Below are 14870 nucleotides of genomic sequence, written 5' to 3' on the forward strand. Positions count from 1 at the left end.
CTCCTGGCGTCGTGGCGGTCGTTCAGTGGCCCTTGGTGAACGCGGTCTTGTCCTTGTTCAGCAGGCGCTGCAGGGCGAGGGTGGTGCCCTCGTAGGCGACGCCGTCGGCGGTGACGCCGACCTTCTTCTGCAGGGCCGTGATGGCCTGGGATCCCTTGGAGTGGCGACCGGTGTACTCCCACCACTTCGGGACGATGCCGTTGCCGAGCTCGGTCGCCTTGTAGGACTGGCGGGAGATCTTCCCGTCCTTGTAGGGCGCGTCGAGGTACTCCTCGAGGGCGGTCCAGGACTTGGCTCCCATGCGGCCGTCGACGGCGAGGTCGGGCTCGATGGTCTTGAGCCGCTCCTGGAGTTCGCGGGAGGTGTCGGTTCCCCAGCGGGAGTCCTCGGCGAGTGCCCCGGAGGTGACCTTCCCGGCGTTCGGCTTCGCGGGGGCCTTCGCGCCGTAGTGGTCGAGGACCTTGTCCATGCGGACGTAGCCGCGGATCCACGAGGACCGGTAGCGGACGTAGACGCCGCCGCCGTTGGCCTGGGAGCCGGACGAGCCGGACGAGGTGTTGCCTTCGACGGCGCGCTTCCCGGTGGCCTTCTCGTCGCGCCAGACGATGCCGATGTGGACGGCGAGGCCGGTGCCGTAGAGGACGAGGTCGCCGTCGTTGTGGGTGCTGGTGGACCAGGCGCCGATCTTCTTCGCCCACTGCTCGATGGAGGGGCAGTAATAGGGGGAGGGGATGTGGCCGCGCATGTCGAACCCGGCGTGCTTGTAGCACCACATGACGAAGGCGGCGCACCAGGCCTGGCCCTGGAAGGCGGGGTAGAGCTCGGCCCAGTACTTGGTGCGGTTCACGCGCTGCTCGGTGTAGCCGACCTCCTTGCGGGCGATGGCGAGGGCGGTGGACTGGATGGTTGCGGACATAGGGGCCTCCTTCGGGGCATGAGAAAGCCCCACCGGACGATCCGATGGGGCTGGCGTGGGAAGGGGTCAGGCGTGCTCGGTGCGTTCCGCGAGCAGTGCCTCGAGGTGATCGGCGCGGACCTCGGCCTGCAGCATGCGCGCGGTCAGCGAGGCGATCTCCACCTGGTAGGCGGCGATCAGCCGGTCGACGGGGATCCGCAGGGAGTCGTCGTTCTGGTCATCCATCGGTGAGCCTTCCTTCGAGTTCGGTGACCCGCGCCTCCAGGGCAGCGACACGGGAGTCGTGATCCTGCAAGACGACCTGTTGGGCCGCGCCGATGCCGTCGTAGTTCAGCGCGTCCGGCCGCCAGCCACCCTTGCCATCGCCCGCGTAGATCACGAGATCGCGGAGGCCCGCGGCCTCAACCTCCTCGGCCACGAAGCCGACGGTCCACGACTCCTCGATGCGCTCCGGGAAGTTCGGGTCGCGGTGCTGCCACTGGCGCGGCTCGAGCGCGAGCACGCGCTTCGCGTCCGGCTGGAACGGTGAGATGTTCCGCTTGTACCTGGCCGAGGATGTCTTCTTGCAGATCGCCCCGTCGGAGCCGATCGCCGCGTTCGTCGCGGTCGACGAGGACGGGGGGTCGGCGGTGTAGAGCCACTTCCTCGCGAAGACGTCCTTGCCGTTCACGGTGCCCGTCGCGCTGACCGCGCCGTTCGTGGCGAGGCTGCCGTAGGCGTAGACGCCGCCTCCGTTCGCGCCCCGCAGGAGCAGGTCCTCGGGATCGCTGTCGCTGTAGGCGTCACGGAACACGCCCGCGGTCTTGCTGTTGTGCTTCCCGTCGCTCGTGAAGAACAGGCCGCCGGTGCCGAGGGCTGTCTTCGGCTCAAGCATCACGCCCGACCCCGCCGAGTCGGTGGCGCGCAGCGTCGCCGCGATCTGCACGGCCCCCGTGTCCGGGTCGAGCAGGAATGTCCTCGTCCCGTCCTTGTCCCAGCCGCGGATGCCATAGGTCTTGTCGATGCGGATCGCGCCGCCCACGGACGTCTCCGAGGTGCGGAAGATCGCGCCGATGAAGTCGCCGCCGATGAACTGCTTGCCCTCGAACGAGCCGCCGAGGATTTTCTCGGCCGCGATGCTGTTCGCGCGGATCTTGTCGCCCGTGATGGAGTTCGCGATGATCTGGTCGGCGCCGACCGCGTTCGCGGCGATCAGCCGCGTCGTGATCGAGTTGTCGTCGATGTAGGTCGCGTTCTTGATCTGCGGCAGGATCGTGCCGTTGAGGTAGGACAGGTCGGAGGAGACCTGTCCCATCTCGGTGCTCAGCTCCCGCATCGACTGGATCTCGTTGCCGTTGCTGTCGGTCCAGACGACGTCGCCCCGGGCGCCGAGGTCCTTCACCCCTGTCGGGGTCGTGTTCTTGTCGGTGCCGGACGCCTGCAGGCGCTTCACGAGCTCGGCCATGGCCTTCGCCGGGTCGGGCCGCAGGTTCGTGCGTCTCACCATGTCAGGTCCTCCCCGAGGTAGTCCTCCTGGCAGTCGACGGTCACGAGGTCAGAGCCGAGCGTGTACTCGGTCTGGATGATGCGGAGCTTGTGCTCCCCGTCGGGGACGTCGAGCCAGCCCTTCGTGGTGACGCGGGCCTGCTCGCCGCACCACCAGGTGCCGATCGGCTGGTCCCGTGGGTCCGCGTTGACCGTCATCGTGATCTGGTCGAGGGCGTTGTTCAGCAGTGCCGCCTGCGCCTTCTGCGTGAGCAGCTTCGACGTGCCCGTGTTCGCGTCGTCGATCTCGGCGTCGGAGTCGCTGATGGCGGTCTCCACGAGCGGCATGTATTCCGGCAGGGCGGGCATCTCCGCCATGGACAGGGCGATCGCCGCGCCCTCGCCGGCCCCGGTCGCGTACACGCGGTGAGCGATGGTCTCCGCGCTCGAGGTGACCTCCATGGTGGCGACGTCGGAGCCGGGCACGGTCGCGTCCCAGTTCAGCTCCCGCGCCTGGGGGAGGGTCTGCTGGGCGTCCGTGCCGACGAGCACCTCCCACTCGAAGCGGGTGCGCTCGTCGTCCCGCCAGCGGGGACGGAACTGGATGTCGGGCCCGCCGATCACCTGGGTGATCTCCTCGATGCGCTTCCAGGCGCCGTTGTTCGCGACGTTGTAGCCCTCGTAGGTGCGCTCGTGGTCGCCCTTCTCGAGCTCGTTCGGGAGCACCAGCGGCAGGAACCCCTGTCGGCGCTCGCGCGCGGTGAGGCGGATAATCAGCGAGATGATCGCGGCGAACGACCGGCCGGTGACGGCGACCGTCGACTTCCGCAGGCCCGCGTAGTCGTCGGGCTGGTAGTCACGGTCCGTGACGACACGGTCCTCGAGGAGCCACGTCGGGCCCTTGCCCTCGATGGTGATCGTCCGCGCGTCCCGGTCCTGCTTCACCGGCTTGCTGATCGGGGTCGCGGACACGATCCGTTCGATGCCGAACGCATCCGTGTAGGTGACGATCAGGCACCCGGCCCGCACGGTTCGGAACTCCTTGGCGATCCCGTCGAGTGCCCCGAGCGAGGTGACGATCTTGACCTCGTCGTGATCGTTCAGGGTGTGCCGGACGGTGCCGGACTGCCAGGCGATAGGGATGCGCTGCCCGAGCTCGCCCAGCATGGACAGGCCGAGGTAGACCCGCCACGGCGTGCCGGGCTGCACCCGCCGGGTGAGGCGCGCCGTCATTCGATGCCGCCGCGGTCGACGATCGACAGGGACGTGTCCGGCCAGGCACCCGACGATGTGCCGCCCTTGTAGACGATCACGCCGCCCGACTTCATCCGCCGCGAACGGTACAGGTCGACAGTGTGCGTCCCGGCGGTGAGGTTGAACGACGCGCTGTTCTGCTTCGTCTCACCCCACGAGTGCACCGCGAGCTCGATCGACCGGCGCTTCTTCCCATCGATCCAGATCTCCCAGATGAACGACGCCGCCTTGCCGGTGTCCTCGCTCGTGTTCGCCGCGGCCTTCTGGTCGTAGGACACCTGGAGGGCGAAGTCGAGGGTGCGGTCGGAGTCGATGGTGAACGTCAGCGTGCCGACCTTCTTCCGGGCATCGGAGACCGTGGCGAGGTACGCGAGGGGGTCCTCCCAGCGGGAGATGATGCCCATCGATGCCCCGTAGATCGGCGCGTACTTCCGGTCACCGAGCAGCGACTTCGTGGCCGTGGTCGCCGTGATTCCGGCGGGGACCTCGCGCTTGTCGATGAGCGCTGTCCCGGCGGGCTGCGTGGCGCCGACGCGGATCACGCCGTCGTTGGAGACGTAGATGTACTCCGTGCGCTTCCCGGTAGACGGTGCCTCCGGAGTCTGCAGGAGCAGCGCCTCCGTGGGCACGGCGACCGCGAGGCGGTCGCCGGTGGGGATGATCGACAGGCCCCGCTTGATGGAGTACGCCATCGTGGAGGTGCCGGTCACCTCGAGTCCCTTCGCGATCGCGCCGTAGTTCCCGAGCCGGTACAGCGACCAGATCCAGGTCTGGATGTCGGTCGGTGTGGTGCCGACGACCTGCCCCGTCTCGGGGTCTCGTGCTCGGTCCTTGCCGATGGGCCAGTTCATCGTGGGTCTCCTGTCAGATGTAGGTGTCGCTGATCTGCACCTGCAGGTAGCCGGTGCCGCCCTGCAGGCCGTCCAGGAACACCGATGCGGTGGACTCCGAGGCGACCTGCAGGACTGTGAAGTCGCGGGCGGTCAGCAGGTGGGTGACGTTGGTGTCACCGATGAACGCGCTGCCCTGCCCGTCGAGCTGCAGGGGTGCCTCGCGGGTGATCTCCCACGGGTACGTGAGGGCCGTGCTGCCGGCGCCGGCGGAGATGGTGACGCCGCCGGGGAATTCGCCGATCACGGCGGCCAGCAGGTAGGCGTCCGCGTTGCCGCCGTTGGTGACGACGGCTTCCGGGTCGGACAGCTCCTCGCCGTAGGTGAGGATCCCGTCGGGCGTGACCACTTCGCCGGGCTCGCCCGCGTTGGCCCACTCCTCCCTGTAGAGGAACTGGGGGAGCTGCAGGTCGTGGACGGACATGATGCGCTCGTGGAGGTCGCCGCCGTTGATGCCGAACACGAGGGTGTCCTCAGCCGGGGTGGCGCCCTCGCGGATCGCGACGCCCTCCATCTCGTGGCGGGTGACGCCGCCGCCGACGCCCTGCCCGCCGGAGGTGCGGATGATCGTGGGGTCGGCCTTGTCAGAGCCGTCCCACGCGTACCGCCAGATGCCGATGGCGTCTTCCTTGGAGCCGCCGTGGGCGACGTACAGGAAGGAGCTGTCGAACGCGTACCCCTGGTAGGCGTGCGGCACCTTGGGGATGTCCGTGAGGCGTCGCTTCACCGTGAGCCCGCCCGCCTTGTAGGCCTCGAGGTCGAACACCTCGTACGTGCCCTCGATGCCGTCGGAGCCGTCGGTGTTCCTCGTGCGCACGCAGATCTCGCCGCGGAGGATGGAGTAGTCGACGACGATCTTCCCGGTGACGCCGAGGCCCTGGATACCGGTGTCGCCGGGGTAGACGATGCCGGGCCGGTACTTCATGCGAACACCGAAGCCGGGGGTCGCGTCGTACTGGATCCAGATCCAGGCGTGGTCGGGGTCGGCCGGGTCGTGTTCGACGGCGACCTCGTTGACGTGCCCGCCGCCGGTGAGGAGCATCTGGTCGAGCTCGTTGCCGTCAGGGTCGAGCCGGCGAATATAAGCGTCCTGGTCGCTGTACGTCGACGCGAGCTCGGATGCGGAGGCGTTCGCCGCGCCGGTCCAGCGGGCCATGGCCGTGCTGCCGTCGAAGTAGGGCCGCAGGTTCGGCCCGTTCTCGATCAGGAGCGCGTCCCACCAGCAGGCTTGCGCTGTCGACCCGTTGCAGAGACTGAGGTTGAACGCCGTCGCTTCTGTAGGGATGGTGACCGTCATCGAGACGCGGTGGGCGCCCGCGGTGTTCGGTGCGGGCGTGCTGCGTGCGAGCATCGTCGTCGACCCATTCCGGGTCGCCCACAGTTCGATGCAGCGCGCCCCGTCGTGAAGCGAGCCGGTCTGAGCCTCCGCCAGGCGGATCGTGGCCGAGACCGTGAGCGTCATCCCTGCGGCCCATGCCGTCACGCTGTTGCCCCCGGTGTTCAGGTTGACGCGTGAGGTGTTCGAGCCGGTCGGGGTGACCTTCACCGAGGTGGTGCCTGTCGCGGACCAGTCGGTTGCCACGTCGAGCGACGCGCCGCCGGATGAGGTGAACGAACCGGGCTCGCCGAACTGCCGGGCCAGGGACGTGAACGACGGGTTCGTGGCGTAGTTCTTCCGAGCGACGAGTGTCCCGCGCTCGGCGACGAACCAGGATCCGTCGGTCTCGCCCTCTTCGATCGTCACCGCGTCCCACCACACCGGCTGTGTCTGGGAGCCGTTGAACAGGCGCACGAACCAGCCGCCGGACTCCGGCAGACGCGTCGTCACCTTCAGGCGGTACACGCCAGGCGTGTTCGGTGCCTGCGGAGACACCGCGTAGTGCCAGTTCGTGACGGTGGTGCCGTCCATCTGGCCGACCATGATCGCGCGTGGCACGTTGTCGGCGTCGCCCGCGAGGTCCGTCGCGACCGCGGTGGTGCGGATGGTCGCGCCGATCGTGACCAGGCGGCCCTTCCACTCGTCCGTGAGGTCGCCTCGGCCGACGATGTACGCGGCCCCGGAGGCGTTCGTGCCCGCGGAGATCTTGAGCGAGCTGCCACCGTCGAGCATCCACGCCGTGTCGAGGGTGCCGGTCGCGCCGCCACCGACCGCGATCGGATCAGCGGACTCGATGCGGACCTGGTCGCGGAGGGTGGTGAACGTCGGGTTCTTCGCGAGGTTCACGCGCTCCGTGACCGGGTTGCTGGACTCCGCGCCCGCGTCGAACCAGGAGCCGTCGGTGACGCCCTCCTCGACGGTCAGGGCGTCCCACCAGACGGTGTCGGTCGCCGAGCCGTTGCAGAGGTTCATGTGGATGCCGACGCTGTTCGAGGGCACGGTAAACGTGACCTTCACGCGCCAGTCGCCGGCCGCGTTCGGTGCCGCCTCCGAGAGCGCCCACTCCCAGTCCGTCACTCCCGACTGCCGGTTGTTGATGCGGATCCGGCGGGCATGCCCGTTCAGGGTGCCGGTCTGCGGCTTCGTCAGGTGGATCGTCGCGCCGACCGTGAAGGTCTTGCCTGGGGTCATGCCGAGCGCGGCGGCGATCACGTCCGACTGGTTGCCGAACGGGTAGAACGTCGTGTCGTTCGTGGAGGTCGACGACTTCGGGCCGATCTTGAGGGACTGCGTGCCGTACGCGGCCCAAGCCGTATCCACGCCGCCCGAGGCGTTCCCGGACCACGGGTTGCCCGGCGCATCCGCGCCGTTCAGCTGCTGCAGGAGCCCGTTCTCGAATGACGGGTTCGTCGCCAGGTTCACGCGCCGCGGATAGGCGAACGTCGACTTCGGCTGCGCCACGTAGTAGCCGCCCGTCACCTGGTCGAGATCCCAGCCCTGGCAGACGCGCCACCCATCGATGTAGAACTCCGTCGAGCGGGCTGTCTCCGCGGTGGGCACCTCGTATCCGGTCACCTTCAGGTTGTCCCACCAGACGGGGACGGTCTTCGAACCGTTGAACAGGCGCAGGAACCATCCCGAGTAGACCAGCAGGTCATCGGGCATGAGGAAGCCCGTGCTGATGTGGTATGTGCCGGGCGCGGTGGGGCCCGGGCCGGACGACCCGTAGTCGTAGCGCGGCTCCCTGCCGTCGGTGAAGTTGACGCCCGCGATGATGCTGGTGACCGGCGCCGAGTTCGTAGAGTCCGCGTCGGGGATCGCCGTCTCGATGTGCAGGTCCGCCTCGACGACCACCCACCGTCCAGCCCACTCCCCGATGGGTGTCTGCTGCGGGACGATGTAGGCCGCCGAGGACCGCGTCGACCCCGGGTTGACGCGCAGGGACGTGAGCCCGTCCGACGCCCACAGTGTGTCGATCGCCAGGGACGCCCCGCCGCCGGCGCCCATGACACCTGTGCCCATGAGGTCGGACAGGTCCATGAACGTCGAACCGATCTCCCACTGGTGCACGCCAGTGTCAGCTGGCGGGTCGAAGAACCCGGAGAACCAGGGGTACACGAGGCCGATGCCTGTGCCGGCCGGGTACGAGAACTCGGTGCGCGGCTCCCCGTAGAGGAACGGGTCGGAGGCGAGCAGGGGGATCTGGAACGTGAGCTCGCGATCGCCCGTCTCGACGACACCGATCTCGCCGTCAAGACGGACACGGGCGGAGAGCTTCAGGTCGTTCTCGACGGTGAGGGTGCCGTAGCCGCCATGCCACAGGATCGACGACATGCGCCGCTCGAGCGGGTCACGATCCCACGGCTGCGGCACGATCACGGACACCTTGAGGGTGAGCGCCCGCTCGGTCCTCCACGCGCGCGACTCGAACTGACCGTGCCCGTATCGGTCCACAGGGTTCGACCGCACGGAGACGCCGCCGAACCAGCCGGGCAGGTCCTCGAAGTAGTACTCGTGGCCGTCGATGGTCGTCCCGCCGGGGGTGAAGTCCCAGTGGGTGTCTCCGTCCTGGAGCGTCACGAGACGAGCTCTGGTCATGCTGTCCGCCTTTCAGGAGACGCTGGCTGCGAGGTCGGCGAGATCGAGGGTCTCGACGATGCGGCGGCCGATGCGGTTGCCGTCGTCGGTCTGCCCGACGTTCACGGTGAGGTTCGTGGTCGACGTGGACGCCCGTCCGGCACGCTGGCTGTCCCAGCCGAAGGCGGACGCCGACGGTGGGGAGACGAGCGCGGTCATGGACCGGTTCACGGATCGGGCCGAGGACTCGAGGCCCTTGACCATGCCGGCGCCCGTGTACTCGCCCAGCTGCGCCATCACCCTGGACGGGGAGTGGATCTGCAGCTTCTTCTTCGTCGCGGTCACGACGGTCTTCGCGAGGTTCGCGGACGCCTTCTCGAGGGCCTTCTGCTGCGACTTGAGGCCGTTGACGAGGCCCTGCGCGGCCTGCACGCCGGCCCCGTACATGCCCTGAGCGAGACTCTTCGCGGTCGAGTCCGACACCGAGTTCAGCTTCTTGTACGACGAGGCGAGCGACTTGATCTGCGACTTCGACGCGGTGAGCAGGTTCGCGGCGACCGCCGTGCCCTTCTCCGCGCCGAGCTGCGTGATCTGGTCGACCAGCCCGGAGGGGAGGCCGGCCTTCCGCAGGGACGCGAGCTGCTTCCCGAACGTCGCCACCGTCGAGGCAGCCTTCTTGAACCCGGCGATGAGGTCGGTGACCGACGTGGTCGCGGCGGACTCGTCGAGCTCGAACGTGCCCGAGAGGTTGTCGGCCACGCTGGTCTTGTAATCGTCGCGGACCTTGACCGCGTCGGCGAGCTTGTCCTGCGCGGCCTTCAGCTTCTTCGCGACCGCGTCGCGCTTCTTCGCGAGGTCCTCGAGGCGAGCCGTCGATGCGGCGAGGTTCTTCTCGAAGAACGACTTCGCGGCGGCGGTGGCCGCGCCCTTGGTGTCGCCACGGCGGGCGGCCTTCAGCCCCGACTCGGTGTAGGCGATCTGCTTCTTGACCGAAGCCATCTGCGCGGCCGCGGCCTTCGCCGCCGCTGTCGCGACCTTCTTGGTGCGCGTGATGTCCTTCGGCTTGACCGTCCACTGGCCCTTGGAGTTCTTCCGGCCCTTCGTCTGCCCGACGACCTCGACGACCTTCCGGGTCGCCTTCGCCTGCTCCGACAGGTTCGACAGCTTCTTCTTCAGCGTCGACAGGTGGTCGGAGAGCCCGTTCACGCGGGTCGCCTTGGAGCCAGCGGCCTTCTTCTCGAAGACGTCGGTGACGCCCCGGGCGAGCTTGTCGACGGTCGACTTCACGGCGGACTCGCCCTGCTCGAGGCCCTGGATGAGGCCCTCGACCGTGTAGGAGCCGATCTTCTTGAACTCGCGCGACGGGGAGTGGATGCCGAGGGCGTTCTTCGCGGAGTTCAGCGCACCGGACGCGAGGCCCTTGAGCTTGCCGTACAGCTTCCCGGCCATGCCGCCGACGCCGTTGATGAGGCCCTGCACGATGTTCCGGCCGACGGACGTGAACTTCCCGACGAACCCGGTGATCGCAGCGAGCGCCCGGTTGCCCATGTCGCGGAACTTGTTGACGACCTGCGCGGCCTTGCCGGTGACGACGGAGATGACGGCCGCGAGGATGGTGGAGAACGCCGACTTGATGGCGTTCAGTCCGGACGACACGACGGAGCGAGCAGCGGCGAGGGTCGACGAGAAGATCGACCGGATGCCGTTGAGCACCGAGGAGACGATGCTGCGGGCCGCGTTCAGGACCGACGAGAAGGTGCTCTTGATGGCACCGAGCACGCTGGTCACAATCGCCTTCGCGGCGTTCAGGACCGTAGAGAACACGGACCGGATGGCGTTCAGGGCGGTCTGCACGGCGGCGCGCGCGGCCGACAGGTTCCCGCGGAAGAGGGCGACAACGGCGACGAGGACGCTGCGGACGATGACCTGGGCGGCACGGAGCACGCTGGTGAACACGGCCTTGACCGCGTTCAGGATCGTGGTGACGACGGAGATCGCGCCACGCAGCACTGTCCCGATCACAGACACGATCCCGGTGATGATCGAGGTGACGACTGCGCGAGCGGCCGTGAGGATCGTGGTGATGACCGTGCGCACGGCGGTGAAGATGCTGGTGACGACGGTGACGACGCCTTGGAGGATCGCCTGGGTGCCGGTGACGATGGCCTGCCAGACCGTCATCACGCCGGTCACGATCGCCTGGACGGCGGTGATGATCGTCGTCGCGATCGACTGGAAGATCGCGACGACGGCACCGACCATCGCCTGGATCCCCTGGATGAGGCCCTGGATGAGGAACCCGCCGATCTCGGCGAAGATCGTCGACGGGGAGGCGACACCGAACAAGGACTTCACGGAGTCGATGACGCTGGTGATCCAGGTGGTGAAGAAGGTGATGACGCCGCCGGCGGCGGACATGATGCCCTGGATGAGGCCCTGCACGAGGTTGATGCCGATCTGCACGAACTGCAGCACGACGGACTGGAGGGTCTCGCCGATCCCGGTGAACATCTGGACGAGCCCGTCCCAGGCGCCGCGGAAGTCACCGGAGATCAGGTCGGCGATCACGGACAGGGCGGTGCCGAGGGCAGAGAGCGCCCCGCCGACGAGTGTCCCGATGACGCCCATGAGGCCCTGGAGGAGCCCGCCGACGGTCGACAGGGCGGGGCCGAGGATCGAGACGAGTAGGTCGACGACGGGCTTCGCACGCTCGAGGAGCGCGCCGATGACTTCGGCGAGGCCGGTCCACACGGGGATGAGCCCCGCCTGGATCTGCGACACGAGCGACATGAACCCGGCGGCGAGCTGCTGGACGACGGGGACGACCATGCCGATGATCGGCTGGACGACGCCCATGATGCCCTCGGCGACTCCCGCGATCGCGTCGCGGAACTTCTGCGAGGTGGCCCAGGCGTGGGTGAGGGACGCGACGAGCGCGGCGATCCCGCCGACGATCAGCGCGACCGGTGCGGCCGCGGCGGCAATCGCCCCGCCGACGGTCCCCATGACGGCGGAGAGCCCGCCGGCGGCAGCGATCGCAGAGGACACGGGGCCGACGAGGCTGATGATCGCGCCGACCACGGGGGCGAGCGCGGACACGAGGCTGACCGCCCCGGCGACGAGCCCGCCGACAGCGACCGCGACGGCCGCGAGACCGGCAGCGAACCCGGGGTTCTGCTGCACCCAGGTGGAGATCGCGGCGACGACCTGCTGGATGAACGGGGCGAGAGTCTGGATCGCGGAGACGAGGACTCCACCGAGCACGGGGGCGATCGCCGAGAGGGCGCCCATGAGGCTGGTGACGACGGGGGCGAGGCCCTGGATGGCGGCGCCGAGCACGGGCCCGAGGACCCCGGCGAGGGTGCCCGCGAACGAGGCGACGGCCCCGAAGGCGGTAGCGAGCGCGGGGATCGCGGGGGCGATGGCCTGGACGCCGGCGAGGACGCCGTTGAAGAAGTCGACGAGGCCGCCCTGGAACGCAGGGTTCTGGAACGCGGACGAGATCGCGGTCAGCGCGACGGAGCCGATTTGCCCGGCGAGCGTCATGATCTGGGCGAGCGTCGGCGCGAGCGCGACGAACGAGTCGCCGAGCGCGGACACACCGGGGCCGAGGGCGGCCATGGCGTCGTGGGCGCCCTTGAACACGGTGGTGAGAGCGCCCTGGAAGGCGGGCCCGTTCACGGCGGTGTTCACATTCGCGAGACCGTCTGCGAGCGCGCCAAGCGAGGCCCCGCCGGCGTTCGCGGCGGCGGTCGCGAACCCGGCGAGGATCCCGCCCGTGTTCGCGAGGACCGAGCCGAGGTCCTGCAGCGCGGCGACACCGGAGTCGATCCACGTGAACAGCTCACCGTTGTCGGTGTTCGTCTGCACCCACTCGTTGAACGACTCGCTGATCCGGTTGAACCAGGACGCAAGTTGCGGCAGGTACGCGGAGCCCGCGTTGGTGAGGTTCAGGAGGCCATCGGTGAAGTTCGCGATGCCTTCGGCTGCGATGTCGATGGAGTCGCGGACGTTCACAAGGATCCCGTTGATGAACCCGAGGTTCGTGGGCGTGTTCAGCGCGTTCGCCATCGACGCGAAGAACGAGCCGAGCTGAGCGCCGACCTCGGCGAGGCGGTCCGACAGCATCGGCAGGGCGTTGTTCGCGAGGTCGCGGATGGGCTGAGCGGCCTTCGCCCAGAAGTTCCCGGAGATCTTGTCCTGGATCGCCCCGAACTTCGGGCCGAGGTCGCCGAGGTACTTCCCCGCGTCCTTGAGGGCGGCGACCATCACGCCGACACCGACACCGAACCCGGCGAACAGGCCAGGCAGGGCGAGGGCGGCGGGCGCGATCGACGCGAGGCCGGCGCCGATGCCGAGGAGGTTCGACGTGCCGGCGAGGGCGGCGGCGGACAGGGACGTGAGCGCGGTGGAAGCGGCGGCGAACGCGGGCAGCGCCCGGTCGAGGTTCGCGATCGCGTTCTTCACGTTCCGGCCGAAGTTCGACAGGACCCGGGCGCCGGACAGGGCCGCGAGCGCAGCGGTGGCCTTCGCGAGGGACGCCTTGGTGACGTTCACGTTGACCGGTAGGGTGCGCGGCCTGGTGAACGCGGCCATCTTCGCGGTCGCGGCCCCGTGGTCGAGGTCGGTGTTGACGGTCGCGGTGGCGTCCATCCCGTCGAGCTGGTCCTGGACCTTCTTCTTCGACGACCGGGCGAGCTCGGCGGCGACCGGGACAGTCGCCTCGAGGCCCTGCAGCTGCCGCTTCACGTTCGCGAGGGACGCCTTGGTGACGTTCAGCTCGACGTCGATGGTTGCCTTGACGGACTTCTCGACGCGGGTGATGGCCTTCCGCAGGTCGTTGCGGAACTGCGTGGTGTCGGGGAGCACCCGGATGCTGAGCCTGCCGACCTGTCCACCTGCCATGTCGGCCTCCTATCGGATCTTCCCGAAGAACCCGGAGAGATTCATCTCGGCAACGGATCGCGGCGCGTACACGACCGCTTCCTTCTTCCCTGGACGTTCGACCGGGTTGCGCAGCTTGGCCTTCTTGTTCGTCGCGGTCGCCGACGTGTTGAAGTTCAGGGCGTCGAGGAGGTCGGCCTCGAGCGAGGTCGCGAGGGACCAGCCGAGCCACTTCTCGCCGCCGAGGGAGATCGCCCGCCACATGGACTGCGGCTCGTAGGGGAGCCGACCCAGGCAGGCCTCGAGGAGGCTGGTCGACGGCTTGTCGAGCTCGGTGTCGAAGTCGAGCCGGTACAGCGCCCAGAGGTCCCCGACGACCTCCGGGCGCTCATCGACCAGCTGCCTCAGCTCTGCCCTTTTCCCAGCTCTCCGGCGTAGGCGACGGCGAGCTGCATGGCGCGGTCGTAGCCGCCATCGCCGGTGGTGAACTCGTCGAACTTCTCGGGGTCGATCGCGAACCGGGCGGACACGTAGTCGATGAGGTCGGCGACCTTCTCGAAGTCGAGGTCGTCGATGTTGACGTCCTCGCTGGTGTCGTCGGCGTCGTCGACGATGCCGAGGCCGCGGAGCTGCGCGAGGAGGCGGAGCTGATCGGAGCCCTTCACCTTGGAGAAGGGCTTGAGGAGCTCGTGCCCGTCGATGTCCTCGAAGCGTTCCTGCTTCTCGGCGTCCTGGGCGGCCTGGCTGGTCTTGTGGTCCTGCGGGGTCTTCGTAGTCATGGCGTGAGCCTTTCTGTGAGCCGTGAGCCTGGATGAAGGTGTGGGGCCTGCCGCCGCGTCGGCTCACGGTGACGCGACGGCAGGCGGTCGGGGAGAAGCTGTGGATCAGGCGCCGCCGCCGCTGGCCGCGGCGTAGGTGCGGGGCTCGAAGATCTGCACGAACTTCTGGGTGGTGGGGGAGCCGAGGATCGCCGCGGACAGCGGCAGCTCCATGTACTCCTCGAGGTCGAGGGTCGGCAGGGACCCCTTGATGTCCGTGTTGGGGAAACGGAACGCGGCGACGTTCTGGCCGTCCTCCATCACGACCATGAGGGCCTTCTGCGAGGACCCGCCGGACGCGACGGAGTACGACTGGGTCGCCTCGTCGTACTCGCCGCCGGGGAACGCGAGCTCGAAGACCTCGCGGGCGATGGACACCGAGTTGATGGTCGCGGTGATGGTCTCGTCCTCGCGGACGACGCCGGTCTTGAGCCGGTCCCAGGTCCGCTTGTAGGTGACGTCGCCACCGTCGGACTCGAACTCGATGAGGTTCTCGCTCGAGGTGTCGCCGAGCCAGGTCCACGCGCCGTACGTGGCGTCGTCGCCGAACTTGAACTGGGTGACGTTCAGGGCGGCCGTGTCGACGTCGGCGTAGAAGACGTGCCCGATCCCGGGGATCATGAGCTTGTCGCTGGCGGTCTCCAGATCTGCCATGGTGTGCCTCCTTGGGGGCATGAGAAGAGCGCCCC

The 14870-nt window shown here is 68.5% G+C and carries 10 protein-coding genes; all 10 read right to left on the reverse strand.

Annotated elements, in window-relative coordinates:
• Positions 1-22: 22 nt before the first annotated feature.
• The gene (locus Bra3105_RS17650) at positions 23-916 is read right to left on the reverse strand and encodes a hypothetical protein (RefSeq protein WP_228357969.1); all 894 of its coding nucleotides are present in this window, start codon (positions 914-916) and stop codon (positions 23-25) included.
• Positions 917-982: 66 nt separating this feature from the next.
• On the reverse strand, positions 983-1141 hold the full coding sequence (locus Bra3105_RS17655; protein ID WP_228357970.1) for a hypothetical protein: 159 nt from the start codon (positions 1139-1141) through the stop codon (positions 983-985).
• A complete protein-coding gene (locus tag Bra3105_RS17660) occupies positions 1134-2402 on the reverse strand; it encodes a tail fiber domain-containing protein (protein ID WP_228357971.1) in 1269 nt (422 codons plus the stop codon). The genes Bra3105_RS17655 and Bra3105_RS17660 overlap by 8 nt, the downstream gene beginning before the upstream one ends.
• Complete coding sequence (locus Bra3105_RS17665) at positions 2396-3613, reverse strand: siphovirus ReqiPepy6 Gp37-like family protein (protein ID WP_228357972.1); 1218 nt, start codon at positions 3611-3613, stop codon at positions 2396-2398. The genes Bra3105_RS17660 and Bra3105_RS17665 overlap by 7 nt, the downstream gene beginning before the upstream one ends.
• Entirely contained in the window at positions 3610-4485 is an 876-nt protein-coding gene (locus Bra3105_RS17670; protein WP_228357973.1) for a hypothetical protein, read from the reverse strand. Before Bra3105_RS17670 ends, Bra3105_RS17665 begins: the two co-directional genes overlap by 4 nt.
• A 13-nt stretch (positions 4486-4498) precedes the next feature.
• The gene (locus tag Bra3105_RS17675; RefSeq protein WP_228357974.1) at positions 4499-8500 is read right to left on the reverse strand and encodes a carbohydrate binding domain-containing protein; all 4002 of its coding nucleotides are present in this window, start codon (positions 8498-8500) and stop codon (positions 4499-4501) included.
• A 12-nt stretch (positions 8501-8512) separates the two neighbouring features.
• A complete protein-coding gene (locus Bra3105_RS17680) occupies positions 8513-13384 on the reverse strand; it encodes a phage tail protein (protein ID WP_228357975.1) in 4872 nt (1623 codons plus the stop codon).
• 9 nt (positions 13385-13393) lie between these two features.
• Complete coding sequence (locus Bra3105_RS17685) at positions 13394-13627, reverse strand: hypothetical protein (protein ID WP_228357976.1); 234 nt, start codon at positions 13625-13627, stop codon at positions 13394-13396.
• Positions 13628-13767: 140 nt separating this feature from the next.
• Positions 13768-14142 carry a hypothetical protein gene (locus Bra3105_RS17690; protein WP_228357977.1) on the reverse strand — a complete coding sequence of 125 codons (375 nt, stop codon included), beginning with the start codon at positions 14140-14142 and terminating at the stop codon, positions 13768-13770.
• Between the two features lie 105 nt (positions 14143-14247).
• The gene (locus Bra3105_RS17695; protein WP_228357978.1) at positions 14248-14835 is read right to left on the reverse strand and encodes a phage tail tube protein; all 588 of its coding nucleotides are present in this window, start codon (positions 14833-14835) and stop codon (positions 14248-14250) included.
• Positions 14836-14870: the final 35 nt, after the last annotated feature.

The sequence above is a fragment of the Brachybacterium halotolerans subsp. kimchii genome (genome assembly GCF_020792675.1).
GTDB classification, from domain to species: domain Bacteria; phylum Actinomycetota; class Actinomycetes; order Actinomycetales; family Dermabacteraceae; genus Brachybacterium; species Brachybacterium halotolerans.

What these genes read in the sequence shown, in the direction of transcription:
- Bra3105_RS17680 (WP_228357975.1), bottom strand. Translation starts at nt 13,384, where the DNA reads ATGGCAGGTGGACAGGTCGGCAGGCTCAGCATCCGGGTGCTCCCCGAC.
- Bra3105_RS17675 (WP_228357974.1), bottom strand. Translation starts at nt 8,500, where the DNA reads ATGACCAGAGCTCGTCTCGTGACGCTCCAGGACGGAGACACCCACTGG.
- Bra3105_RS17650 (WP_228357969.1), bottom strand. Translation starts at nt 916, where the DNA reads ATGTCCGCAACCATCCAGTCCACCGCCCTCGCCATCGCCCGCAAGGAG.
- Bra3105_RS17665 (WP_228357972.1), bottom strand. Translation starts at nt 3,613, where the DNA reads ATGACGGCGCGCCTCACCCGGCGGGTGCAGCCCGGCACGCCGTGGCGG.
- Bra3105_RS17655 (WP_228357970.1), bottom strand. Translation starts at nt 1,141, where the DNA reads ATGGATGACCAGAACGACGACTCCCTGCGGATCCCCGTCGACCGGCTG.
- Bra3105_RS17695 (WP_228357978.1), bottom strand. Translation starts at nt 14,835, where the DNA reads ATGGCAGATCTGGAGACCGCCAGCGACAAGCTCATGATCCCCGGGATC.
- Bra3105_RS17685 (WP_228357976.1), bottom strand. Translation starts at nt 13,627, where the DNA reads ATGTGGCGGGCGATCTCCCTCGGCGGCGAGAAGTGGCTCGGCTGGTCC.
- Bra3105_RS17690 (WP_228357977.1), bottom strand. Translation starts at nt 14,142, where the DNA reads ATGACTACGAAGACCCCGCAGGACCACAAGACCAGCCAGGCCGCCCAG.
- Bra3105_RS17670 (WP_228357973.1), bottom strand. Translation starts at nt 4,485, where the DNA reads ATGAACTGGCCCATCGGCAAGGACCGAGCACGAGACCCCGAGACGGGG.
- Bra3105_RS17660 (WP_228357971.1), bottom strand. Translation starts at nt 2,402, where the DNA reads ATGGTGAGACGCACGAACCTGCGGCCCGACCCGGCGAAGGCCATGGCC.